22 protein-coding genes are annotated in these 24,335 nt (G+C 39.2%); 12 read left to right on the forward strand and 10 right to left on the reverse strand.

Annotated elements, in window-relative coordinates:
• Positions 1-91: 91 nt before the first annotated feature.
• Complete coding sequence (gene kdsB, locus ESB04_RS02385) at positions 92-844, reverse strand: 3-deoxy-manno-octulosonate cytidylyltransferase (RefSeq protein WP_235832162.1); 753 nt, start codon at positions 842-844, stop codon at positions 92-94.
• Between the two features lie 72 nt (positions 845-916).
• Between kdsB and ESB04_RS02390 the strand changes: the two genes are divergently transcribed.
• The 5 genes from ESB04_RS02390 to ESB04_RS02410 all read left to right on the forward strand — a co-directional run bounded on the left by ESB04_RS02390 (position 917) and on the right by ESB04_RS02410 (position 5,424).
• On the forward strand, positions 917-1,669 hold the full coding sequence (locus ESB04_RS02390) for a hypothetical protein (protein WP_129025871.1): 753 nt from the start codon (positions 917-919) through the stop codon (positions 1,667-1,669).
• Positions 1,659-2,603, forward strand: coding sequence for a septal ring lytic transglycosylase RlpA family protein (locus tag ESB04_RS02395; RefSeq protein ID WP_129025873.1), 945 nt, complete (start codon positions 1,659-1,661; stop codon positions 2,601-2,603). Before ESB04_RS02390 ends, ESB04_RS02395 begins: the two co-directional genes overlap by 11 nt.
• A gap of 150 nt (positions 2,604-2,753) precedes the next feature.
• Entirely contained in the window at positions 2,754-3,557 is an 804-nt protein-coding gene (locus tag ESB04_RS02400; protein WP_235832163.1) for a TIGR02757 family protein, read from the forward strand.
• Positions 3,548-4,507 (forward strand): aldose 1-epimerase, encoded by a 960-nt coding sequence (locus tag ESB04_RS02405; RefSeq protein WP_129025875.1) that lies wholly within the window; start codon positions 3,548-3,550, stop codon positions 4,505-4,507. Before ESB04_RS02400 ends, ESB04_RS02405 begins: the two co-directional genes overlap by 10 nt.
• 26 nt (positions 4,508-4,533) lie before the next feature.
• Positions 4,534-5,424, forward strand: a complete 891-nt coding sequence (locus ESB04_RS02410) for a DUF3078 domain-containing protein (RefSeq protein ID WP_164969569.1) — start codon at positions 4,534-4,536, stop codon at positions 5,422-5,424.
• Positions 5,425-5,456: 32 nt separating this feature from the next.
• On the opposite strand, the gene ESB04_RS02415 is transcribed toward ESB04_RS02410, so the two are convergent.
• Both ESB04_RS02415 and ESB04_RS02420 read right to left on the reverse strand, forming a co-directional pair.
• Positions 5,457-6,353, reverse strand: coding sequence for a Ppx/GppA phosphatase family protein (locus ESB04_RS02415; RefSeq protein ID WP_129025879.1), 897 nt, complete (start codon positions 6,351-6,353; stop codon positions 5,457-5,459).
• The gene (locus ESB04_RS02420) at positions 6,350-6,646 is read right to left on the reverse strand and encodes an iron-sulfur cluster assembly accessory protein (protein ID WP_129025881.1); all 297 of its coding nucleotides are present in this window, start codon (positions 6,644-6,646) and stop codon (positions 6,350-6,352) included. Before ESB04_RS02420 ends, ESB04_RS02415 begins: the two co-directional genes overlap by 4 nt.
• Positions 6,647-6,781: 135 nt before the next feature.
• Here ESB04_RS02420 and porX point away from each other — a divergent pair, with 135 nt between their 5' ends.
• Positions 6,782-8,347, forward strand: a complete 1,566-nt coding sequence (gene porX / locus ESB04_RS02425) for a T9SS response regulator signal transducer PorX (RefSeq protein ID WP_129025883.1) — start codon at positions 6,782-6,784, stop codon at positions 8,345-8,347.
• A gap of 67 nt (positions 8,348-8,414) precedes the next feature.
• On the opposite strand, the gene ESB04_RS02430 is transcribed toward porX, so the two are convergent.
• Together ESB04_RS02430 and fsa are read right to left on the reverse strand one after the other, a co-directional pair.
• Positions 8,415-9,089: a cell division ATP-binding protein FtsE gene (locus tag ESB04_RS02430; RefSeq protein WP_129025885.1), complete on the reverse strand. Its 675-nt coding sequence runs from the start codon at positions 9,087-9,089 to the stop codon at positions 8,415-8,417.
• An 8-nt stretch (positions 9,090-9,097) separates the two neighbouring features.
• The gene (gene fsa, locus ESB04_RS02435) at positions 9,098-9,757 is read right to left on the reverse strand and encodes a fructose-6-phosphate aldolase (protein ID WP_129025888.1); all 660 of its coding nucleotides are present in this window, start codon (positions 9,755-9,757) and stop codon (positions 9,098-9,100) included.
• Between the two features lie 229 nt (positions 9,758-9,986).
• Here fsa and ESB04_RS02440 point away from each other — a divergent pair, with 229 nt between their 5' ends.
• The 3 genes from ESB04_RS02440 to ESB04_RS02450 are packed head-to-tail and all read left to right on the forward strand — an operon-like array spanning position 9,987 to position 11,972.
• On the forward strand, positions 9,987-10,670 hold the full coding sequence (locus tag ESB04_RS02440) for a tetratricopeptide repeat protein (RefSeq protein ID WP_164969570.1): 684 nt from the start codon (positions 9,987-9,989) through the stop codon (positions 10,668-10,670).
• Positions 10,671-10,688: 18 nt separating this feature from the next.
• Positions 10,689-11,048, forward strand: coding sequence for a transmembrane 220 family protein (locus tag ESB04_RS02445; protein ID WP_129025892.1), 360 nt, complete (start codon positions 10,689-10,691; stop codon positions 11,046-11,048).
• A gap of 3 nt (positions 11,049-11,051) precedes the next feature.
• Positions 11,052-11,972, forward strand: a complete 921-nt coding sequence (locus tag ESB04_RS02450; protein WP_129025894.1) for a sugar phosphate isomerase/epimerase family protein — start codon at positions 11,052-11,054, stop codon at positions 11,970-11,972.
• Positions 11,973-12,051: 79 nt separating this feature from the next.
• Here ESB04_RS02450 and ESB04_RS02455 read toward each other — a convergent pair whose 3' ends face one another.
• The 5 genes from ESB04_RS02455 to ESB04_RS02475 all read right to left on the reverse strand — a co-directional run bounded on the left by ESB04_RS02455 (position 12,052) and on the right by ESB04_RS02475 (position 19,665).
• Positions 12,052-12,789, reverse strand: a complete 738-nt coding sequence (locus ESB04_RS02455) for a LolA family protein (RefSeq protein WP_129025896.1) — start codon at positions 12,787-12,789, stop codon at positions 12,052-12,054.
• Positions 12,790-12,874: 85 nt separating this feature from the next.
• Positions 12,875-14,095 (reverse strand): TCR/Tet family MFS transporter, encoded by a 1,221-nt coding sequence (locus ESB04_RS02460; protein ID WP_129025898.1) that lies wholly within the window; start codon positions 14,093-14,095, stop codon positions 12,875-12,877.
• Between the two features lie 19 nt (positions 14,096-14,114).
• Entirely contained in the window at positions 14,115-15,017 is a 903-nt protein-coding gene (locus ESB04_RS02465) for a sugar phosphate isomerase/epimerase family protein (protein WP_129025900.1), read from the reverse strand.
• A gap of 39 nt (positions 15,018-15,056) precedes the next feature.
• Positions 15,057-15,803 carry a phosphatidylinositol-specific phospholipase C/glycerophosphodiester phosphodiesterase family protein gene (locus ESB04_RS02470; protein ID WP_129025902.1) on the reverse strand — a complete coding sequence of 249 codons (747 nt, stop codon included), beginning with the start codon at positions 15,801-15,803 and terminating at the stop codon, positions 15,057-15,059.
• Between the two features lies 1 nt (position 15,804).
• The gene (locus ESB04_RS02475; RefSeq protein ID WP_129025905.1) at positions 15,805-19,665 is read right to left on the reverse strand and encodes a pyruvate carboxylase; all 3,861 of its coding nucleotides are present in this window, start codon (positions 19,663-19,665) and stop codon (positions 15,805-15,807) included.
• Positions 19,666-19,878: 213 nt separating this feature from the next.
• Here ESB04_RS02475 and pdxA point away from each other — a divergent pair, with 213 nt between their 5' ends.
• Genes pdxA through ESB04_RS02490 form a run of 3 tightly spaced genes read left to right on the forward strand, consistent with a single transcriptional unit; the run spans position 19,879 to position 24,252 of the window.
• Positions 19,879-20,886, forward strand: coding sequence for a 4-hydroxythreonine-4-phosphate dehydrogenase PdxA (gene pdxA / locus ESB04_RS02480; protein WP_129025907.1), 1,008 nt, complete (start codon positions 19,879-19,881; stop codon positions 20,884-20,886).
• 1 nt (position 20,887) lies between these two features.
• Positions 20,888-21,814 carry an NAD(P)-dependent oxidoreductase gene (locus ESB04_RS02485; protein WP_129025909.1) on the forward strand — a complete coding sequence of 309 codons (927 nt, stop codon included), beginning with the start codon at positions 20,888-20,890 and terminating at the stop codon, positions 21,812-21,814.
• Entirely contained in the window at positions 21,811-24,252 is a 2,442-nt protein-coding gene (locus tag ESB04_RS02490; RefSeq protein ID WP_129025911.1) for an endonuclease MutS2, read from the forward strand. Before ESB04_RS02485 ends, ESB04_RS02490 begins: the two co-directional genes overlap by 4 nt.
• Positions 24,253-24,335: the final 83 nt, after the last annotated feature.

A 24,335-nucleotide genomic window follows, 5' to 3' on the forward strand; every position in this document is an offset into this window, starting at 1 on the left:
ACTAGTCTCCGAATCATTAAATAATTCGGATAATCTTATTAAAATCCAATAAAGATACAGCTTTTGAAGCTTCTAATGAAGAAAAATTAAGCTAAAGGAACCCTAATTTCTTTATTTTTTCCAAATCGGCCGGACTATCTATTCCCACTGTCTCATGCTGGGTTTGAATCAATTTAATTTGAAAACCATGCTGCAACCAGCGCAACTGTTCTAGCATTTCAGCCTTTTCCAAACTTGAAACAGGCAAGGAACTCAATCGAGGTAATACATCCGCACGATAGGCATATAAACCAATGTGCTTGTAAAATCGATGATGATCAAACCAGTCTTCCGTAGCTACTCCTCTTAAATAAGGAATCGTTTGACGTGAAAAATACAAAGCATTCTGCTGATCGTCCATAACTACCTTTGGAACATTTGTGTTGAACAAAGTCAATTCATCATGAATCTCTTTGACTAAGGTGAGTATAGGTGCATTACTGGTAAATCCAGAACTCAATTCCATCAATTGATCTGGGTTTATAAAGGGCTCATCTCCTTGAATATTAACCAAATAATCAATAGACCCATCCAACTTAGTCAAAACTTCGGCACAACGGTCCGTACCTGATTGGTGGGCTGAATCCGTCATCATAACCTCTGCTCCAAACTTTTTAGCCACTGAAAATATTCGCTCATCATCAGTAGCAATTATAATCCTCTCCCAACCAGCCACAGATGCTACTTGATCGTAGGTTCTCTGTATCATGGGCTTACCTCCTAAATCCACTAGGGGTTTTCCAGGAAAACGAGTAGATGCATACCTTGCAGGAATCACAGCGACGACTTTTTTACCTTGCATCATATCCAGATGTACGTTAATTGATAGAATATTGTCAAATTTGCACATTATTTGCCTAGAAACCTTTCATCCCTCTTGAAAAAAAAATTCACATACCGTTTTGATAAAGCCATTTGGAGTTTAGGTTATTGGGGTAATCCAGATCAGCCTAAATTATGGATTGAGTCCAAAGATATCGAGTCAGGGAACTGGTTTAGTTATGAATTCCAAACGAATGAACTTTATCCAATGACAAATAGTCCTTCCCATCACAGTCACCTTCAATGGCTCGTGGGAAGGCCAACCTTAGGCATATTTGTCCGTCTGCAATCAGGCAAAAACCCTGGAATAGAGGCCATAGAGGCATACCAGATGTCTGATGGAAAACTGGCCTATGCCGTTCCATGCCAAATGGCTAAAATTATTACTGAAGAACAAATTTTCATACAACAAAAAGAAGGAGGATTTTACCTTGATTTGGATTCAGGGCAGTTTTCTAACTTAAAAACTGATAAAACGTCTGTCCATTTTCAATTCGAAAGCCCTACACATATCGAAGATAGTCAAGAACAATTTCAGGCTTTCAAACAATTTTTTCACCTAAAATTCAGTTTAGAGATTGGCAAGGGTTTAGATTATTGGGAAGGCAAGGATAAGCTGATATTTTCTTATTATCTTTACGACGGTGCTTGGAAAAATTTTCTTTTGGTCTGTGACCTAGATTTCCAGATAATATTGCATGAATTTTTGGAAGAAGGCGAATTGATGGGTTATCATACATTTCAAATCTTCCAAAACAATTTATTATTTATTCAACACAAGCAACAACTAGAAATTTATGAATTTTAAATCAACCATACTCTGTTTATTCTTGGGCTTATTTATCGTTTTTCAGGCAAATTCCATAGCAGTGGATTCTTTAGGCCTAAAAAAAGAAAACAATAAAACTTATGTGGTATTTAAAGTAGGACCTAAGCAATCGCTTTTTTCCATACTACGTCGATATAATTTATCCTTGACTGAATTCAAGCAAGTTAATCCTGAAATTGCCATTCCTGTTAAAACAGGAGAATTGGTATTCATTCCTCTACATTATTTGGAAGAAAGTCCTAGTATTCTTAAAACCATCGATAAGCCTAATGAAACGGCAATGGCTCCTAGCCCCAATGAAAAATTAGTAGAAGAAGGCAATAAATCTGACAAAGGCATACACATTGTAGCACGTAGACAAGGTCTGTTGACCATCGCGAACATGCATCAGGTAACCATGGCTCAAATCAGAAAATGGAATAACCTTACTTCTGACAGACTGCAGGAAGGTCAGCGCTTAATAGTGGCAGAACCAAGCGGTTCCACCAGCATTGATAAAACTAGTTTATTGCCTAGCAAAAATGAAAAAGCTAGCGCAGCTGTCGAGTCCAAAATTGACATGACGCTTCCTCCTACAAAAGAAAGCACGGCCAATACTGCTCCCAACACAGCTGATGCTACAGCTACTACAAGTTCAGAGGGAATCCGCAAAACCATTGAAACCGGAATTGCTGAACTAATCGATGTACCAGATAACTCAGGTAAATATCTTGCCTTACATAAATCAGCACCTATCGGTACCTTAGTTTTGGTCAAAAACCTAGCCAATAATCAAAGTATTTGGGTAAAGGTGATAGGAAGATTACCCAATACTGACAACAAAGTGGTCATTAAATTGTCTCCTAAAGCATTTGAAAGATTAAATGCTGTAGACAAAAGAATTCGAGCAGAGATCAGTTATTTAGTACAATAAACATGGCAAAGCGTAAAAGGCCAATAACGCTAGGGAATATTGTTTTTGAAGTGTTATTTATTTTATCCTACCCATTCATAGCAGTATTTTCTGTGCTAGTAACCATCTTAGTATGGATATTTTCTTTACCCTCTAAAATTATCGCCTTCTTTGGATCAAAAAAATAAAGGATTGTCAAATGAATTGATTGAGCTGCTGGACGAAAAAGTAGCTTTCTTCAATCATCCTAGATTTATTGAACATGATCCTATTTCTATTCCTCATCTGTTTACTCGGAAACAGGATATCGAAATCATGGGCCTTTGGATAGCGATGCTAGCCTGGGGACAAAGAAAAACGATTTTACAAAAGGGACATGAACTCATTGAATTAATGGATGGAAATCCCCATCAATTCATATTACAGCATCAGGAAATTGATTTGAAGCGATTTGAACGCTTTAGACATCGAACCTTTCATTTAACAGATACCTTATATTTTATTCATTTTTTCCAAAAGCATTACCAACAACATGATAGTTTAGAAAGTGCATTCACTTTGAATGGATTTTCAACTGAAAATAAAGATATTGGACCTGCATTAAATCAGTTCTATACCTATTTTTTTGATGAACCATGGGCACCTCAGAGAACCCAAAAGCATATAGCTGCACCCATGAAAAATTCAGCTTGCAAGCGCTTGTGTATGTTTTTAAGATGGATGGTCAGAAAAGACAATGCTGGAGTAGATTTTGGCATTTGGTCAAGTATATCTCCTGCCCAACTAGTATGTCCTTTGGATGTTCATTCGCAAAGAACCGCTGAAAAATTAGGTTTGGTAAGTGGTGGACCAAGTAATTGGAAAAAGGCCATAGAATTAACCAATGTATTAAAACAAGTAAACTCAACAGACCCTACCCGATATGACTTTGCTCTTTATGGTATGGGAATAGAAGATAAAACGACATGGAAATAAATCATTTAGCTTCATCAGATGGTAAGATTGTCCAATTGAAAAATCCTGCCAATGGTGAATCAGCAGAAATTCTATTGGATTTAGGAGCAACATTAAAAAGCCTTCATTTAAGAGTTCAAGGTGAACTTTTGAATGTGATTGCCATACCTCAATCCAAGAAATACACTTTAGCAGAAAATGATTTATACCCAAGTGCATTACTTTGTCCATGGGTCAATCGTGTTCGCAATGGGAATTACTCCTTTCTAGGTAAAAACTATCAATTGCCCATCAATGAGCCCGCTTTAGGTAATGCCATTCATGGATTTTTAGCCAGAAGAAAGTTCACACTAGGTAATCAAACCATTCAGGATGATTTTGCCAAAGTAAAATTGACCCATGAGTACTTGGGAGACTTTGTTGGCTTTCCATTCCCTTTCCGATTTGAATGGGAATTCACCTTATTCCAATCGGGCAAATTAGATGTTTCATTTAATTGCCAGAATACTGGTGGTGGCGATATGCCATTTGCCTGCGGTTGGCATCCCTATTTTAGAATTCCAGGCACCTTAGTAGAAGATTACCACATTCATTTTAAGGGAAAAAGTAGGTTTTTGTCAGATTCACAAATGATTCCTATGAAAGAGGAGTCTATTGATATACCCAAAGGTTTGTCTTTCAAAAGTAATCAGATTGATCACGTATTTCGACTTTATCCAGAAAAGGCTCATGTTACCCAATTGACTGACATCAAGAAAAATAGAGCGTTATTTGTACAACAATCCAGTGAAATTTTTCCATTTTTAGTGGTATTTGCTCCTGCAAATGAAGATTGTGTGGCGATAGAACCTATGACCGCCAATACGGATGCCATGAACACTTTGGATGGACTGATTCAACTAAAGTCTCAGGATTTTTTTCAGGGAAATGTACAAATATGGGCAGGAAAACCGTTAGAGCTCACAAGGTAAAACAATCATTTTTGTACATTTGTCTCATGAAGGTCCATTTCCTACTCATTATTGCTGGCATTTTCTTGGCATTTCAGTCGATGGGCTCGATGAAACCAGACAGCTTAGTGAGAAAGTGGAAACAGGAATTTACCACAGGAATCAATTTAAATCAATCAAGTTTTAGCGATAATTGGAAAGGTGGAGGTACTAACACTTTTGCCACAGGTTGGTATTTAAATCACTCTGCTAGTGTTCAAAATAATTCTTGGCGCTTAGCTAGTGATTTACAAATGCAGGTAGGTTTTTTGCAAAATAGAACTCAAAGTTTACGTAAAAACGTTGACCGAATATTTTATGAATTTAAAGCGGGTTATCGGATTAGTCCAAAATGGGATTACTATGGCTCCACTAACTTCCAAACTCAATTCTTTCAAGGTTTCGAATACAATAAAAAAAACAGTGCTGGCATACCCGTAGACTCATTGACTTCTAGCATATTTGCGCCAGCATATTTGACAACTTCCATGGGTTTTGAATATCACCCTCAAAAGGCTTTTTATACCCGATTTGGTATCGGTAGTTTGCGTCAAACCTTTGTATTAGATGAGCGTATATCTAGGGCAGGACTATATGGTTTGAAAAAACCTGGAGATAATATCAGGAATCAGTTTGTATTCCAGTTTTTGGCCAACGTTGATAAAAACATCTTTGAAAACGTCAACTTAAAGGCGCGTTACTCGGCTTTGATCGATTATTTCAGATTTGGAGTTTCCAATGGAATCGTACATCGCTTTGATGCCAATCTTACGATGAAAGTGAACAAATACCTAAGCACCAATGTACAAGCGGTATTATTTAGAGATTATGACCAAGATCCCAATTGGCAGTTTTCTCAAATTCTGTCCATGGGTTTGTTGTATAAAATCACCCGCTAAAACAAAAGGCATTTTGCCTTCCAGTAAATCTCTTAATTATTCTTTTTACGTTGACAATACCTGTCGTAGAGCAATTGAATAATACCGTCTTTCAAGCCTAAATCTGGCACAAATATTTCATCGCAACCTGCTGATTTCATGGCAGTTAAATAAATAGAGGCAGCTGGCACTATGACATCGGCACGGTCGGTATTAAGACGTAATTTATGTACTCTTTCTTCATAAGAAAAGGAAGCTACATAATCTGAAATTTGCTGGAGTTCCTCATATTTCATGGTTTTGGCATCGTTGAGCTTGCCAGAAATATTATAGAGTTTACTGATATTCCCACCCGTTCCTACAGCAACCATTTGACCTGGGATTTCCATCTTTTGCTGCGAAATCCATTTTTGCATTTTTTCCCAATCTCCTTCTTTTTCCTTTCCCTCAAGCAAACGCACAGATCCAATTTTGAATGACTTAGAAGCCAATTTTTGTCTTTTGTGGTAAATATTTAACTCAGTAGAACCTCCACCCACATCGATGTGCAGATAGTTCTTTTTAGGATGCAAAGATTGAACCACCACATCATTGATAAGCTCCGCCTCACGACTTCCATCAATGACATTGATTTTCATATCCAATATCTTGTGAATACGAGTGATGATATCGGGGGCATTGGAAGCTTCACGCATGGCAGAAGTAGCACAAATGGCATAATCTTTCACCTCATGTAGATCCATTAACAATTTATAGGCATGCAATAACTTGAAAATCCTTACTTCTGAATCGGGAGAAATTACCCCATCAATAAATACATCATGGCCTAAACGCAGGGCAAATCGAACGTATTCAATCCGCTTAAAGCTAATCACTCCCTCATTTTCCAATACACTGGAAATTTGAAGGCGGGCGGCGTTTGAACCTATATCAATGGCGGCAAATTTCATGAATTCTGAGTTTTATGCAAGTAAAATCCATTGGCTCGGGCTTGGAAATCAACTTCTGTACCCAGAACAAATAATAACTGTCGACGGTCGATGACCACAGGAATGCGATCAATCAAATATTCTTCATCAAACTCTGTTTTTGAATCAAAACCCAATACATAGGTACCTCCGCAAGTACCCCCCTTCATCCCAATTCGAATATAAGGCTCTGGCATTTTTCCTTCCAAAACCCATGGCAACAAATTGTCTTTGGCACTTTCCGTAAAACAGACAGGATGGGGCTGATTTGACATGAAATAAAATGATTAACAGAACAAAATTAGCTAAATTTATTGACCAAAGCCTAGATTGCTCCTTTAACAAAATTTAATTTTTTCAAGGCGCAATAATTAGTATCCAACTTGGTTAAATAAGACAAACATATTTCTATGACGTATTCAATACTTTGGGCTGATGATGAGATTGATTTATTAACTCCCTATATACTTTTTTTGGAAAATAAAGGCTATCAGGTTACGACCGTGAATTCAGGTGCAGATGCATTGGAATTGGTGGAAAAACAGAAATTTGACGTATTATTTTTAGATGAGAATATGCCAGGAATGACTGGTTTAGAGGTGCTTATTTCCATCAAACAAATAAGGCCAAATTTACCAGTGATCATGATTACTAAATCTGAGGAGGAAGAATTAATGGAGGATGCCATTGGTTCCAAAATAGCCGATTACCTGATTAAACCACTCAACCCTAATCAATTACTCCTTTCTGTCAAGCGTATATTTGATAAAAAACGCTTGGAAGAAGAGAAAACAAATATCAGTTATCAACAGGAATTTCGCGCCTTGTCCTTACAATACCAGGATCAATTGAGTGCCAAGGAATGGTCTGAAATTTATAAAAAACTGTTATACTGGGAGTTGGAAATTGACCAAACGGAAAATAAGTCCATGGCAGAGGTATTGAGCAGCCAAAAATCTGAGGCAAATGTTCACTTTAGTAAGTTTATTGAAACTTCCTATGAAAACTGGTTACAAAAGCCTGACAAAGAAACACCCGTCCTTTCGCATTTAATGATGAGAAAATTTGTGTTTCCTAAGCTGAAAGAAAAAAACCCTTTGTTCTTTGTTTTGATTGATAATCTACGATTTGATCAATGGAAAGTATTGGAAGGAATCATTCAAGAATACTTTCAATTGGAGCAAGAGGACACCTATTATTCTATCTTACCTACCACTACTGCATACGCTAGAAATGCCATATTTGCTGGCATGATGCCATTGGAAATTCAAAAAAATTATCCTAACAAATGGGTGTTTGATTTAGGGGATTCAGAAGATGAAGAAGGGTATAATCAATATGAGGAATTCTATTTGCAGGAACAATTAAAGCGCCTTAGGATTCAAGCAAAAGCCTCCTACCATAAAGTTATTCATCAATATCAGGGCAAAAATTTGGTTGACAACTTCAGTAAGCTTTTAACCAATGACCTGAATGTGGTGGTGTACAATTTTGTGGATATGCTTTCTCATGCCAGAACAGACATGGCCATGATCAAGGAATTGGCCCCAGATGAATCGGCTTATCGAAGTTTGACGGCCAGTTGGTTTTTACACTCTCCCCTTTTCGACTTGTTAAAGCGAATAGCTGACAAAAAAGGAAGGGTTATCATTACCACAGACCATGGAATGATTCGAGTGCAAAATCCTATTAAAATCATTGGAGATAGAACCACGAACACCAATTTACGCTATAAGCAGGGGAAGAATTTGAATTGGGATAATACCAATAAAATGATGGTGGCAAGAAAACCTGAACAGTTGTTTTTACCTAAACCTAATGTTTCCACCACCTATGTATTTAGCAAGGAGGATTATATGTTCGCTTACCCTAACAATTACAACCATTATGTCAATCACTACCGCAATACCTTTCAGCACGGTGGTATTTCCTTGGAAGAATGCATTATTCCCGTAGTTTATCTTACAGGAAAATAAAGCTACTGATGGAAATCAAAAAGGAGATGCATTGGCATCTCCTTTTTGATATACTGAATGAATCGATTTAATCTAAAGAGTTTACGGGAAATATCCTTCCTGCTTCGATTTTGAGCAATTTGCCAGGTACCTGACGCATAGTATTGTAATCATGGCTGGCCATTAAAATGGCAGTACCTTGCTGATTCAACTGCTTAAATAGCTGCATAATTTCTAAAGAAACCTCTGGGTCTAGGTGACCAGTAGGTTCATCTGCTAAGAGTAACAGAGGCTTATTTAAAATGGCTCGAGCAATACAGACTCTTTGCTGCTCTCCACCCGACAAACGATGCACACGCTTTTGAATAGCATTACTCATGCCCACTTGAGCTAGAACTTGTTCTATTCTAAAACGTATTTCATCGGGATTAGAATGTCCCGTTGCCTCCAGCACAAAAGATAGATTTTTTTCCACATTTCTATCCGTCAACAATTGAAAATCTTGAAAGACAAAACCCAATTTACGACGTAAAAATGGAATATCGGAGCGCTTGATATCATTCAAAGAATAGCCTGCTACCCTGGCAACTCCCGAATTAATGGGAAGTTCTGCATAGATGGAACGAAAAAGAGTACTTTTTCCACTACCCGTTTTACCAATTAAATAGGCAAAATCACCTTCATTCATTTCCAAATTAACCTGCTGCAAGGTAGGAACATCTTCTTGCAAGATCGAGACATTGTCAAAAGACAGAACGGCCATAGAAACGTTTATTTATTCTTTGCTTTTTCATGATCAGCCAAGAAAGCAGCCAATCCACTGTCAGTCAATGGGTGTTTTAATAGAGCTAAAATTGCTGATAATGGGCCTGTCATTACATCTGCCCCTACTTCTGCACAGTTGATGATGTGCATCGGGTGACGAACAGAAGCGGCTAAAATTTCAGTTTCAAATTCGTAATTATCGTAAATCAAGCGTATTTGCTCGATTAATTGTATACCATCAAAAGAAATATCATCTAAACGACCTATGAAAGGAGACACATAAGTAGCTCCTGCTTTAGCTGCCAACAAAGCCTGGCCAGCAGAAAAAACTAAAGTACAATTAGTCTTGATATCACGATCAGAAAAATATTTCAAGGCTTTAATGCCATCTTTGATCATAGGTATTTTTACCACAATTTTTTCATCCAATTCTGACAATTCTTCGCCCTCCCGGATCATTCCTTCAAAATCAGTGGCTATCACTTCTGCAGAAACATCACCATCTACAATATCACAAATAGCTTTGTAGTGCTTCAAAACACGATCTTTTCCACTAATCCCTTCTTTAGCCATCAAGGATGGATTGGTGGTCACACCATCTAAAATACCTAAATCCTGTGCTTCTTTAATATGCTCTAAATTAGCTGTATCAATAAAAAATTTCATGGGAAGAATGGGTTTGAACAAAAAAATGGCAAATTCACCGCTACAACCAACTTACCCTTGCTTCGATCAAGACCTGGGGGATTCAGCGGGAGCTGGTAATTTGCCGATGCAAATATAATAAAATATGCCCCTTTTTTCAAAATATATACCGATAATTTAAGCTTTGGCATTAACTTTGGTTATGCATATTTTCAAGACACAATCCAGCCATTTTCTGAAATTTATCGGTATGGTGCTGCTAGTTAGCCAAGGAGCTTGTTCTTCCTCTTCCGATGCTTGGTTAGAGGAAGCCAAGACGCGTTTGAAAAAAGGAGAACTGGTCTCAGCTAGAGAAGCTTTAAAGAAATCCATTGAAAAAAACCCTGGCTCTTCGGAGGCATTCAATATGCTAGGGGTCATCGATTTCCAAGAAAAAAAATACGAAGAAGCTGAAAGTAATTACTTAAAAGCGACTGAACTAAAACCATCTTTATACCAAGCTCAGCTAAACCTAGCCGCAGTAAGAATGGAAAAATTGAATTGGGAAAAAGCTTTGCCCCCCTTGGAAATTGCAATAAAAAATTCGCCTGATTCTGCCTCAGCCTATTTGCAAAGAGGTATAGTTTGGGCTGCATTAGCAAAACCTCAGCAGGCCATTGCTGATTTCACTACATGCTTAGCCAAAAACCCACAAGAAATACATGCCCTCTACAACCGTGGAAATATCTATTACCAAGGGAATAAGCTTACAGAGGCAGCCGAAGACTTCGAAAAAACGGTTGAAATTAATCCTGAATTCGCCAAAGGCTACTATGCGTTGGGCTTAAGTCTTTATCAGCAAAAATTAAAAGAAAAAGCTTGTTTAGCCTTTCAGCAGGCCAGAAAACTCAAATATCCTGGTGCCAAAGAAGCCGTACAAAAACTCTGTGAATAAAATCTAAATTTTACCATTATGAACAAAGCATTTCTGATTTCTGGCATTCTATTTACAATCGTTTTCATCTTATTTGCCTATTGGCAATTAAATGATCCAGATCCAATATTGTGGGTACCCATTTACCTTATCCCTACTTACACATCTTTTCGTGCCATTTTTGGTAAAGTCAATTCGGAATTGATGGTCATCCTATTTATTCTTTCTGGGGTAGCTGGACTACAAACTTGGGTAGAGATGACGGCTTGGGAAGGATTTATCACAGATGGCTTAAGTATGAAAACTATGAACCAGGAGTTAGCTCGTGAGGCTGTAGGGCTTTGGATAACGACTTTATCTTTTGCTACCTTTTATTTACTTGATAAAAAATACAATTAATCTATGCTTGATTTAGGATTTGTTTCAGCTATTCTACCCAATATGAACTTATTTGAAGTATTGGATTTCGCTCATACTCAACATTTTGCTTGCGTGGAGATCATGTGTTGGCCTTCAGCTAATGCAGATACTCGTAGATACGCTGGCGTAAGCCATATTGCCGTAGATCAATTATCCACCAATGACCTGTTAGCACTGAAAGAACAATTAGCTGCTCATCCCGTAAAAATATCGGCTTTGGGATATTATCCTAATCCAATGGATCCCAATGAAGAGCAGGCCTCATTTTATCGGGAACATATAAAAAAGGTCATCCATGCGGCATCGGTTTTAGGAATAGGAAATGTAAATACCTTCATTGGACGCGATTACACTAAAAATGTAGCCTACAATATTGCTAAATTTAAAGAGGTATGGCCAGAAATTATCGCCTTGGCTGACTCCTTAAATATTAAGATTGGAATAGAAAATTGTCCTATGTTTTTTACGGACGATGAATGGCCAGGAGGTAAAAACCTCATGACTACTCCTAAAATTTGGGATCAATTATTTGAGATAATACCTTCCAAAAACTTTGGACTGAACTATGATCCTTCGCATATGGTCTTTCAAATGATGGACTATACCTACCCAATTTATCACTATGCAGAAAAACTCCATCATATCCATTTGAAAGACGTCAAAGTATATCCTGAGAAATTAAATCGTGTAGGGATATTGGCTAATCCTTTAGAATACCACTCACCTAAAATTCCGGGTTTAGGAGATATTCATTGGGGAAAATTCATTTCGGCTTTAAATGATGTAAGATATCGTGGACCGATTGTCATTGAGGTGGAGGACAAAGCTTATGAAGGGTCGGATGAAGATATCGAAAAAGCTATTTTAAGTGCTAGAAATCATATCAAACAGTATTTACCTTAAAACTAGGTAACGATTAGGCAAAAAAATACCCAAGAATTTATCTTGGGTATTTTTTTGTAAAGATGTTGTTGAGTTAGTCTTATTTCTTCGTTGGTTTTGCAAAAATAGATGCATCTAGAGTAGGATTAATTTCAATAGATGTAGTATCTATCTGCATCATTCCTCCACCCATTGGGCTTGCGGTCTCTATGGAAAATGGAAAATTAAGTCCCTCCAACTTTTTATAATTTGAAAATCTCATTTCGGAGTCAACAATTTGTCCCGCCATATTAACTTTAGCCATAACCTTCAAAATCAAATAAGTACTCGCTGAAACGTAAACTTGACCTGTATCTCCATTTTTCTTGGTTACTTGAAATACAAACACATCAGCTCCATCTAATTTTTCCTTGTTTACTAAATCTATCTTATGACCTTCCATCTTTGCGTTCAACAATAAAGATCCCACAGCTTCCTGATTTTTGCTTATTTTTACCATTTCACTGGGCATATCTTCTGGTTCACCAGATCCACCCATCATTTGAGGTCTAATCCACCAGCCATTATCCCCTTCTATAACTTGAATCATCTTATTGCCCATAATTTCCATTTCAGTTCGTAAGGCTTTACCCACTAAAATGGATGCTTTTGATTGAATCTCAATACCCTGTACGGTAAATTTAGTTTGCTGAACCAAGGATTTAACCTTACTCCAATTTTCAGCCCCTCCCATAGCATCCTGGTGTTTGGCTAAAATTTCATCCGCAGTTTGCGCGGTAGTTACAAATGAAAAACTTGTGAAGGCAATCAATGCCGTTAAATAAATGATTTTTCTCATGATTAGGATTTTAAATAATGCTTGAAGTTAGAAGATTCCAAACGAATTAGAAAATCGTTCATCCCCAATAATCGCCAATTATCAATTATGCTCGTTTTCTAGACGTGATGGACGAAAGGACAATGGCAAGACCTATGAATACTAGGATTCCAGCTATGAAAAAGGCAGCTCCAGGAAACTGAATAGGTGCAGAAGCAGAGGTAAAATAAGCAAATAGGTTAGATGCCACCAATGGGCCTAAAATGGTGGTAATGGATTGCAAACTAGTTAAACCTCCTTGCAATTCCCCTTGAGCATCTGGTCCCACTTGTTGGGTAATCATACTCTGTAAGGCAGGTCCAGCAATTCCTCCTAATCCAAATGGTACCATGAATACATACATCATCCAGGATTTAGAGGCATAAGCAAATAAGAAAAAACCCAATCCATACATCAATAATCCATACATAATAGCCCTTCTATCACCCAATTTGGGCATAATAAACCGGGAGAGACCGCCTTGCACAATGGCAACAATAGCCCCAACAAATGCTAAAGAATATCCGACCTCTGTGGGGGTCCAAGAAAAAACCTTCATGGTAAAATAGGACCAGGTACTAGGGTGAGCTTGTCCAGCCAGTTGGAGGCAAAAATATCCACCAACCAATCCTGTGATTAAAGGGTAGCGGGTAAATATTTTTAAGGATCCTAGTGGATTCGCTCGGGTGATATCAAATTTTCTACGATTCTCTACTGCCAAGGACTCTGGCAATACAAAATAACCATACAAAGCATTTAGCAGAGTTAAAATAGCTGAGGCATAAAAAGGGACAGTTGCTCCATAAGAACCCAAAAAACCTCCCACGGCTGGGCCAATGATGAATCCAATACCAAATGCGGCTCCTACCATACCAAAATTTTTGGCTCGATCCTCAGGCTTAGAAATATCCGCAATATAGGCCTGAGCGGTAGTAAAACTTGCACCTGTTATACCTGAAAATATCCTTGCTAAAAACAACCACAATAGGCTGGGTGCCAAGGCAGAAATGAGGTAATTAATACTAAACCCCAACAAGGATATTAAAATGATAGGACGCCTCCCAAACTGATCAGACAATCCACCCAATACAGGTGAAAATAAAAACTGCATGATGGCATAGGAAGCCATCATCCAGCCAGAATATTGGGAAGCAGAACTTAAATCTCCGCCCGTAAAACTTGAAATCAAGGTTGGCATAATGGGAACAATAATCCCAATGCCCAACACATCGATAACTAAAGTGATAAAAATGAATAAAACACTAGCAGCACCTTTTTTACGAGCCATTTGATTGATTTATTTGCTATTAGATGAATGAGTAACCAATGCTATCCCGCAAAAAATCCCTACTTATGGTTCCACACTGTAAAGGTGTTTTAGATTTATCAGGTACTCCATCCAATTCCACGATGGCCCAACCTTTAAATTTGATTTTACGAATATTGGTAAATATACCTTTCATATCCACATTTCCCTGCCCTAGCTCAACAAATTTATAAGAAGATGGATTGCTTTCTTGTCCTTTGATTGGGCTTTCTACGTCTTTGATATGGAAAGCATGGATGATATTCTTGTATTTCAAAACGGCATCTGCGGGCTTGCCTCCTCCTTGATGATAATGAGCAACGTCTAACAATAAACGTAAGTAAGATGGGTTCATACTCTTAACCAAGATATCCACTTCTTCTGGAGTTTCCCCAAATTGATGCATGTGGTTATGGTAAGTGGCTTGAACACCTACCTCTTTAGTCCTTTTACCAATTTCATTCATTACCTCGGCCAACTTTACTAAATCCTCTTTGCTTGGCGTTTCGCCCTTTTTACGTAAGCTATTGGTCAACTGTATAGAATCTCCGCCCAAAGCCTTCACGAACTTCGCATGATTTACGTGCTGCTCAATAGAAGAAGGAACCTTGGCTGGGTCTATTTCCACATTACCACTAGAAAACATCACCAATTGTAATTTAGCTGCATCCAACAAGGCTTTCAAATCTTGCGGATTATCCTTGTATTTGGCATAAGAATTAGCCCGTAATTGAATACCCCTAAATCCTAAAGACGAAATATCGGCAATGGCCTGCTCATCTTTCCCTCCCCAAGTAATGGCTGAATAGCCCATTTTAAAACTTGAGGCCGCTTCAGAGGCTGGCAAGGAAGCCATAAAGGCTAACAAAGAACTTTGTTGTAGAAATTCTCGACGGTTTATCATGGTTTAATTTTTAATAGGAAAGGATTTGTCTTAAATAATCTACTTAACGGCTAATCGAAGAAAATCTGCCAGCTCACTTAGGTGATCTGTTCCAATATAATCAACTCCTAAATCATATAATGTTTGATATCCAAGAAGGCTATCTGGGGTGGCCCATAACCTCACTTTCCTTCCTTGGGCATGTACCCTGTCAACATATGCCTTAAGCTTTTCCTTCAATTCAGGACTAATAGGTCCTTGTCCACTCCAAACACCAAACTTAAACAAAGATTCGCTTTCTAAAACCACACGATTTCCTAGTCCCGCAGGATAGCTTTCTGTAGAGCGTCCATCAAAAGTTACCCAAGTAGGATAAAGTACATAGTTTTTGATTGCTGGTCTATTTCCTGAAATCACAATGCGTAAATCTCTTTGGATAAACAAATCTTTATGAGGTTCTAAGGCCTTTATTAGCAAAGGCAAGGTAGAATCTGCACTCGTCTTAAAATCAATCAAAAACTGATGAAAATTGCCTTGTTTATTTTCTGATAAAACTTTGACGATGGGATCAATATACAAGGTTTTTAAAGTCCTATCAGCCTTGATGTCTTTGATATCATGTGCCACTAATAGTTCACCCTTAATAGCATAAACATCGGCTTCAATGGAACCAAAACCTAATCCAAAAGCCTCATAAAATGGTTTGCTATGCTCATAATCATTATGGGCATGCGCTTTCATTAAGGCTTTTTGCGCCTGCATATTTAAAGCCAATAGGCTAAATACAGCAATTAATAGACCTTTCATTTTATTTCTTTAAATAATCTCCCGAGGTAATTTGAGTACTTAGATCGGTCGGTCTGTTATACAGATATGCATAACTTTCTACCGGTTGTCCATTGAGCATCACCTGCACTTTGGTTCTAACAAATAAACTCTTATCTGGCTTTTCTGCATCGAATTCCTCGTATTCATCTAAAACACTCAACAACTTGATGGTATTAGATAATAAATACAATTCACCCACTACTTGATCTTTAGAGTCATTGGAAGCTATGATTCCTGGATACTCAGCCACTTGGAACATCTTTCCTTGGTAACTAGCCATTCCCACGTAATCTGAATTTCGAGCCAGCAGGCGATGTAAGTCATTGCCACAATCTCTACGAAGCGTTCCATAAACGAATAAATATTCCTCCACATTCGGTTCAGGTAATTTGGCCTCCTCTAAGGTCAAGACTAAGTCGTCCTGCTCTACCACAGTCCCCTCATGCAAAACTACATTACCAATAATCCCTTCAAAAGGTGCCGAAACAATGGACTCCATCTTCATGGCTTCAATCACATACAATGGAGCATTTTTCTTCACTTCATCACCCGGCTTCACTAAGATGCGACTCAACCTTCCTTGCAGCGGAGCACCGATATCTCCTTTTTGAGAAGCCTTCACATGTTGAGGACGCTCAATTTTAATGTTCTTATCCAATACTTTGATTCGACGGGCCTGACCATTCAGTTCAAAAGTCACATTGCGCAATCCAGATTCATCGGGTTCCGACATATGTAAAAACTTCACAATGATGGTTTTTCCTGGCTCAATCGTAATCATGATTTCCTCATCCTGCTTTAATCCATAGAAAAAGGCAAGGGTCGGAATAGCTGTTAAATCACCATAAATTTGATGATTCTTGTAATAGTCTTCGTATACCTTAGGATACATTTTATACGATAAATAATCGTAGAATCCACCCTCATTATCTGGGAATTTAGCCTGGAATGCGGCAAAATCTTTGTCAAAATCAATTGGAGCAAGGTGATCATTAGGTCTACCCTCCATTGGAGTTTCACCTTTCAAGATGATTTCCTGCAATTGTTTCGGGAATCCTTGATATGGTTGTCCCAAACCTCCTTTGAAGAAGTCTTTTACCGATTCTGGGAAAGAAAGCGTTGCTCCCTTTGCGTAAACGTCCTCGGCAGTCAATGAATTTGCCGTCATAAAAATAGCCATATCCCCTACTACTTTCGAGGAAGGAGTTACTTTTACGATATCTCCAAAGAGTTTATTGGCTTCCGAATAATTTACTTTTAATTGTTCAAACTTATCCCCTACGCCTAGGGCAACTGCCTGACCACGTAAGTTGGTGTATTGTCCACCTGGGATTTCATTGTCATAAACCTCGGCCGTTCCTGCTTTCAATTCTGACTCAAATGGTGCATACCAGGTTCTCACCGCCTCCCAATAATTGGAATATTGGTTCATTTCTTCCAAATCCAATGAATCCTGATGCTGTTGTCCCTGCATCATGGCCACCAAAGAGTTCAAGCTAGGCTGAGAAGTTAATCCCGACATCGCTGCCAAGGCTCCATCCACCACGTCCACACCAGCTTCAATCGCCTTTAAGTAAGTGGCGGATTGAATGGAAGCTGTGTCATGAGTATGTAAGTGGATAGGGATATCCACTGCCTTTTTCAATTCTTTGACTAATAACTCCGCTTGGAAAGGTCTTAATAGGCCAGCCATGTCTTTAATAGCCAACATATGAGCACCCTCATCTTCCAATTGACGGGCTAAATCCAGGTAGTATTGTAAATTATATTTCTCATTGGTAAATACATCGCCTGTATAACAAATAGCGGCTTCAGCAATACCCGGAGTTCTTTCTCTTACCGCTCGAATGGACACTTTCATCGCCTCCACCCAGTTTAAGGAATCAAATATTCTAAATACATCGATTCCTGCCTCGGAAGACTTCTCGACAAACTTCTCAATCAGATTATCTGGATAGGCCGAGTAACCCACGGCATTGGAGCCACGGAACAACATTTGTAATAACATATTCGGCATAGCCTGACGAAAATCCTGCAAACGCTTCCAAGGTGATTCCTGCAAGAAACGCATGGCTACGTCAAAGGTCGCCCCTCCCCAAACCTCCATTGAGAATAATTGTGGGAAAGATTTAGCAAAACCTGAGGCCACGGCCAACATATCCTGGGTTCTTACACGGGTTGCTAATAAAGACTGATGTCCATCGCGGAAAGTTGTATCCGTAAATAATACTTGTTTAGATTCTCGGATGTGCTTGGCAAATTTCTCTGGCCCTAATTCCATCAACAATTGCTTATTCCCTTTGGGGAAATCAGTCATAGGGTCAGAGAATGGAACAAGAGGAGTTCTGAATGCCGTGCTAGGCTTAACCTTAACATCGGGGTTGCCATTCACAATGACTTCTCCTAAATATCGTAGTGCCTTGGTGGAACGATCTCGGGTAGGAGTAAATTTAAACAGCTCCGGATGCGAGTCGATAAACTGCACCGTACATTGTCCATTTTGAAAAATCGGATGTGAGATCACATTTCTTAAAAAAGGAATGTTGGTCTTAACACCACGAATACGAAACTCGGTCAAGGCACGGTTTAAGCGCTCAGCAGCCCCCAAAAGGGTACGACCTTTCGCAGAAACCTTTACTAGCATGGAATCAAAATAGGGTGAAATCTTAACCCCTGGGTAAGAAGAACCCTCATCCAGACGTATTCCAAAACCAGCAGCATTGCGGTAAGCAATGATAGTACCAAAATCGGGCTTAAATCCATTGGAAGGATCCTCGGTAGTAATTCGGCACTGAATGGCGAAGCCTTTCAATGGAATTTCTTCTTGAGATAAAATATAGATTCCTGGATCCGATAACTTATAGTTTTGAGCAATGAGGATTTGAGTACGAACAATATCAATGCCTGTTACCTCTTCTGTAATGGTATGTTCTACCTGAACGCGAGGATTAACCTCAATAAAATAGATGTTTTCATCGCGATCCACCAAAAACTCCACGGTACCTGCATTGTAATAATTTACAGCTTTACCGATGGCCAAGGCATATTGGTATAATTTCTTTTTTGTTTCTTCTTTTAAACCGTAAGAAGGTGCAATCTCCACCACTTTTTGGAAACGACGCTGAACGGAGCAATCACGCTCATACAAGTGTACTAAGTTGCCATGCTGGTCACCCAACAGCTGCACCTCGATGTGCTTAGGTTGATCAATAAATTTTTCAATGAAGATGGTCTCATCTCCAAAGGCATTTTTGGCTTCATTTCTGGCTTCATTGTAAGCCTTTTCTAGTTCTTCCTCCGTTCTCACTACACGCATACCTCGACCTCCACCACCAGCGGCAGCCTTCACCATCACGGGAAAACCTATGCGTCTAGCTTCCGACAAAGCCAAGGGATATTCAGATAAATCCCCTTTAGAATCTTGAATCATGGGCACTTGGGCCTTCAAGGCAGCCGCTTTGGCTGCTACTTTGTCTCCTAAAGCATTCATAGCTTCTGGAGAAGGTCCCACGAAAACAATGCCCTCTTCTCTACAACGACGGGCCAAATTGACATTTTCTGACAAAAATCCATAGCCTGGATGAATCGCATCGATATTTTTACTTTTACACAAGGCAATCAATCCCTCGTAATCTAAATACGGCTTTAATGGTTCATCATCCTTTCCAATTTGGTAGGCTTCATCTGCTTTGTAACGGTGCAAGGAATACCTGTCTTCAAAGGTGTAAACCGCAACGGTCCGAATTCCTAATTCGGAAGCAGCACGCATAATACGAATAGCGATTTCACCACGATTGGCGACAAGGAGACTAGAAATTTTTCTTACGTATGACTTTGGCATTATCTTCATTTATTGCATTCTAACAAAAATGCTAAAATAATTGGCATAATTACATGAACTAGGCCACTTTATTTGTCAAATATTAAAAATTTACAATAATAATAGGGTTCGTTACTAAATTGGCCATAGAATATTTTCATAAAGCATCCACAGAAAAAAAATCAGGCCTGCTTCCCTTGAAATTTCTTAACTTGCAGGCTGAATTTTTGAAGCATGAGCACAAATAAACCTTTGATTGGTATTAGCTTGGGTGATTACAATGGAATCGGCCCAGAAATCATTTTAAAAGCCTTGGGTAGTCCAAGAATGTTGAAATGGTGTACTCCTGTCATTTATGGATCCAAAAAGGTATTGGATTTTTACCGTCAAAAATTAGAGCTTAAAGATTGGTCCATTAAAGTAGTAGAAAACCTAAATCAGGTGACCGAAGGACAAAGTTATTTGGTCAAGGCATGGGAAGATCAAGAAACCATCGTAGAGCCAGGAAAAGTTACCCCAGAAGCAGGAAAAGCCGCTTTAGCTTGTCTAGAAATAGCCTGTAAAGATTTAGAGCGTGGACAAATTTCTGCCTTAGTAACTGCGCCCATTAATAAGCACAATATTCAATCGGAAGCATTTCAATTCCCCGGACATACGGAATACTTGACTGAAAGATTCGATGCCTCTTCTTCCTTGATGATGATGGTCAGCGAAAATCTACGAATGGGCGTGGCCACAGGGCATTTACCCTTACAAGAAGTGAGCAAGGCTTTAAATGCCGATTTACTCAAGGAAAAAATCAACTTGTTTTTGAAGAGCTTGAAGGAAGATTTTTCCATCGACAAACCCAAACTGGCTGTATTAGGATTAAATCCACATGCAGGAGAATCTGGCTTGTTGGGTAAAGAAGAATTAGAAATTATTCAACCCGTGATAGAGGAATTTAGGAGCAAGGGGAATTTAGTTTTTGGCCCCTATCCTGCTGATGGATTCTTTGGTAAAGCGCAGTTTAAAGAGTTTGACGGGGTGTTAGGTATGTACCACGACCAAGGTTTAATCCCTTTTAAATACATTGCTTTTGACACGGGTGTGAACTTCACAGCGGGTCTTCCGGTTATTCGTACATCTCCCGATCATGGAACAGCTTATGATATCGCTGGAAAGAATGTAGCTGATCCAAGTTCCTTTTTATATGCCCTATTTTTGGCATTGGATTTAGTCAAAAACAGAATGCAAGCATAATATGCCCGCCCAAGTCTTACTCATCGATGAAGTTCATGAATCCATGCTACCTGGTTTGGAGGCTTTAAATTTTAAGGTAGTAGATGGGAGTCAGTGGCCCAAAGAGGATATCATTCAGCAAATAGCTGATTTTGAAGGCATTGTAGTAAGAAGTAAATTGAAAATAGATGAGACATTTCTTCAAAAGGCTAATGCTCTACGTTTCATAGCTCGTGCTGGGGCTGGATTGGATTTGATTGATTTAGTTGCAGCGGAGAAAAGAGGCATTCAGGTATTTTCTGCCAATGAAGGAAACAAAGAAGCCGTGGCTGAGCATGTCATTGGACAATTACTATCCCTTGCCCATCATTTACATAAGTCAGACCGAGAGGTACGTCAAGGCATTTGGGATCGAGAAGGAAATAGAGGTTGGGAGATAGCGCAAAAAACAGTGGGAATCATTGGATATGGACACATGGGGCAGTCGGTCGCCAGTCGATTAAGCTGCTTTGGAGCCCGTATCTTATGCTACGACAAATACCATCCTAGTGGTCCTTATCAAGCCCAAATGGAAGAAATTTTTCATCAGGCTGATATCGTTTCCTTGCATATTCCATTGACAGATGAAACCCGAGGATTGGTATCTGAAACATGGTTGGCTCAGTTTAAAAAGCCCATTGTGTTAATCAATAGTTCTCGGGGCGCCATCAGTCCGCTAGCGAGTCTGGCTTTAGGATTACAAAAAGGTCAATTGGCCGGATTAATATTGGATGTGTTACCTAATGAGAAATTAAGCACTTGGTCAGAAGAAGAAAAAAGTCTTTTTCATAAAATAAGTTCGCATCCGAACTGCCTGTTTAGTCCACATGTAGCTGGCTGGACAGTAGAAAGTTATCGAAAAATTAATGAAGTGCTTTTAGAAAAAATAAGCGCCTTTTATTCCGCATGAATTACCCAGAAGGATTAGCCGATAAAATCGGATTTAGCCACGTTCAGGCCGACATCAAAGCGGCATGTCTTAGCCAAATGGGCATAGAATTTGCCGAAAAAATGCGCTTTTCTTCCCGTTTTACTCTGGTGCAACAATGGGCGAAGCAGGTTCATGAGATGAAGCAATTGATGGCGGAGCGAGGAGGAGAATGGCCCCAAGTTGATTATTATGACCTAAGACCTTGGTTGGCTCCCTTGAGCTTGGAGGGGAATTATTTGTCGGCCGACCAATGGAGAGATTGGCAAAGAGGTATAGAAGTACTTTATCAATGTATTCGGTTCTTCCATTTGTTGGATCCTGAAACTTACCCTGAATTACATCAATTAACCCGACAATACGCACAGAAAATTGCAGAAGTATCCGAAGTAGATTACATGCAATTATTGCCCATTGTGCAGGAATTATCCAGAATATTTGATGCGAATGGACAGATAAAAGAAAGTGCTTCCACAGAGTTAGGAGAAATCAGAAGAAAAAAACATGCGGAAGAACAAGGCTTACGAAAGAAACTTGATAGCATGTTGCACCAAGCGCAACAGCAAGGGTGGATTTCAAAAGACTTTTCCTTGACACTCCGAAACGGCCGGATGGTGATTCCATTGGCTGCGGAGCATAAGCGAAAAATTCGAGGGTTTGTTCAGGATGAATCGGATACAGGTAAAACCGTATTTTTGGAGCCAGCGGATGCCTTAACGGCTAATAATGAAATCAAATCCTTAGAGTCAGCAGAAAAACGTGAAATCATTCAAATCCTTACCCGCTTAGCAGATCGTATTAGGCCCATGGTACCCATGCTGGGAATCTGGATGCAATGGCTGGGTTTAATTGATTTTATCCGTGCCAAAGCCATTTGGGCACAAGAGCACCAAGCTATTTTACCACATTTGAACGATAAACCTCATTTGGATTGGAGGAATGCCCGTCATCCCCTATTAGAGAAATCCTTGGAAAAGAATGGTAAAAAAATTAAGGCTTTGAGCATACAGCTTGATGAGAAAAAACGACTCATGGTGGTTTCAGGACCAAATGCCGGAGGTAAATCGGTCACCTTGAGCACCATAGGCTTATTGCAATATTTATTTCAATCTGGTTGTTTAGTGCCCATTGAAGAGGGGTCTAGCATGGGATTCTTTCAACAGATTTTTTTGGATATGGGAGATGAGCAAAACATTGAAAATGAATTAAGTACATACAGCTCCCACCTGAGCAATATGCGGTATTTTTTACAGCATGCCAATAAAAATACGCTCATCTTGGTGGATGAATTCGGAACGGGAACGGAGCCTTCTTTGGGAGGGGCTATTGCGGAAGCTATATTAGAAAAATTGGCAGATAAAGGTTGCTACGGCGCTATTAATACCCACTTTGGGAATTTGAAAAGTTTGGCCGACAGAAAAGAAGGCCTATTCAATGCCGCCATGCGTTACGATACGGCACATCTGGAACCCTTGTTTATCTTAGACATGGGAAAACCTGGTAGTTCCTTTGCCTTTGAGATTGCACAAAAAATAGGTCTACCCTCGGGAATCATTGAAAATGCTCGAAAAAAACTTGGGAAGAAACAAGTTGACTTTGATAAATTATTACTGGAAACAGAAACAGAAAAACAAATTTGGCAGAGCAAAAATAAAGGCTTGAGCCTTCAAAATGAGCAAGTAGCTGCTCTGAAAGAGCAATACGAGCAATTAAAAAATCATTTGCAGGAGGAGCAAAAAAATATCCTGAATAAGGCCAAGTCTGAGGCCAAGCAACTGATCAAAGAGGCTAATCAACGCATTGAACAGACCATTCGTGAAATAAAAGAGAAAGCAGCAGGGAAAGAAGAAACCAAAATCCTTCGAGAGCAACTGGATGAATTCACGACAAAAACTTTGAAAGAAGTCCCAGTGAAGCCTAAACCCGCGGCAAACAATTCCATTAAGCCTGTGTCAGGTCCCATTGAAATGGGAGATTGGGTGGCCATTCAAGATGGAAGTGCAGAGCCTACCGTCGGACAGGTCTTGGAAATCAAAGGCAAAGATGCGTTGATTGCTTTGGGCTCCATTAGGTCCACATTGAAATTGAAACGCTTACAAAAAGTGCAAGCTCCTAAGACGGAAAAGGTCAAAACATTGCCGATGAAAGGTATTGATATCAATGACCGGATGGCTCAGTTTAGTCTAACCCTGGATCTAAGAGGAAAAAGAGGAGAAGAAGTATGGGTTTCTTTAGACCAATACATCAATGATGCCTTGCTGTTGGGGGCGCCAGAGGTGCGTGTACTACATGGCAAAGGAGATGGCATTTTACGCAATTTGGTCCGGGAACAATTGAAACGATACGCTCAAATTAAACATGTTCAAGACGAGCACGCAGATCGAGGGGGGGCAGGTATCAGTGTGGTGACCATGAGATAAGCGAAAAACTTCGGTCGCCTCATGCCTCGATTAACAAAAAAATACTGACCTTTGTCTCTGATTTTTTACACTTAACAATACAT

Source organism: Aquirufa rosea (assembly GCF_004118285.1).
Classification (GTDB): Bacteria; Bacteroidota; Bacteroidia; order Cytophagales; family Spirosomataceae; genus Aquirufa; species Aquirufa rosea.

Coding starts and splice junctions, on each gene's coding strand:
- ESB04_RS02470 (WP_129025902.1), bottom strand. CDS start 15,803: ATGAAAGGTCTATTAATTGCTGTATTTAGCCTATTGGCTTTAAATATG.
- ESB04_RS02415 (WP_129025879.1), bottom strand. CDS start 6,353: ATGAAATTTGCCGCCATTGATATAGGTTCAAACGCCGCCCGCCTTCAA.
- kdsB (WP_235832162.1), bottom strand. CDS start 844: ATGATGCAAGGTAAAAAAGTCGTCGCTGTGATTCCTGCAAGGTATGCA.
- ESB04_RS02490 (WP_129025911.1), top strand. CDS start 21,811: ATGAATTACCCAGAAGGATTAGCCGATAAAATCGGATTTAGCCACGTT.
- ESB04_RS02460 (WP_129025898.1), bottom strand. CDS start 14,095: ATGGCTCGTAAAAAAGGTGCTGCTAGTGTTTTATTCATTTTTATCACT.
- pdxA (WP_129025907.1), top strand. CDS start 19,879: ATGAGCACAAATAAACCTTTGATTGGTATTAGCTTGGGTGATTACAAT.
- fsa (WP_129025888.1), bottom strand. CDS start 9,757: ATGAAATTTTTTATTGATACAGCTAATTTAGAGCATATTAAAGAAGCA.
- ESB04_RS02465 (WP_129025900.1), bottom strand. CDS start 15,017: ATGATAAACCGTCGAGAATTTCTACAACAAAGTTCTTTGTTAGCCTTT.
- ESB04_RS02475 (WP_129025905.1), bottom strand. CDS start 19,665: ATGCCAAAGTCATACGTAAGAAAAATTTCTAGTCTCCTTGTCGCCAAT.
- ESB04_RS02405 (WP_129025875.1), top strand. CDS start 3,548: ATGGAAATAAATCATTTAGCTTCATCAGATGGTAAGATTGTCCAATTG.
- ESB04_RS02440 (WP_164969570.1), top strand. CDS start 9,987: ATGGTGCTGCTAGTTAGCCAAGGAGCTTGTTCTTCCTCTTCCGATGCT.
- ESB04_RS02485 (WP_129025909.1), top strand. CDS start 20,888: ATGCCCGCCCAAGTCTTACTCATCGATGAAGTTCATGAATCCATGCTA.
- ESB04_RS02455 (WP_129025896.1), bottom strand. CDS start 12,789: ATGAGAAAAATCATTTATTTAACGGCATTGATTGCCTTCACAAGTTTT.
- ESB04_RS02450 (WP_129025894.1), top strand. CDS start 11,052: ATGCTTGATTTAGGATTTGTTTCAGCTATTCTACCCAATATGAACTTA.
- ESB04_RS02445 (WP_129025892.1), top strand. CDS start 10,689: ATGAACAAAGCATTTCTGATTTCTGGCATTCTATTTACAATCGTTTTC.
- porX (WP_129025883.1), top strand. CDS start 6,782: ATGACGTATTCAATACTTTGGGCTGATGATGAGATTGATTTATTAACT.
- ESB04_RS02420 (WP_129025881.1), bottom strand. CDS start 6,646: ATGTCAAATCAGCCCCATCCTGTCTGTTTTACGGAAAGTGCCAAAGAC.
- ESB04_RS02430 (WP_129025885.1), bottom strand. CDS start 9,089: ATGGCCGTTCTGTCTTTTGACAATGTCTCGATCTTGCAAGAAGATGTT.
- ESB04_RS02395 (WP_129025873.1), top strand. CDS start 1,659: ATGAATTTTAAATCAACCATACTCTGTTTATTCTTGGGCTTATTTATC.
- ESB04_RS02410 (WP_164969569.1), top strand. CDS start 4,534: ATGAAGGTCCATTTCCTACTCATTATTGCTGGCATTTTCTTGGCATTT.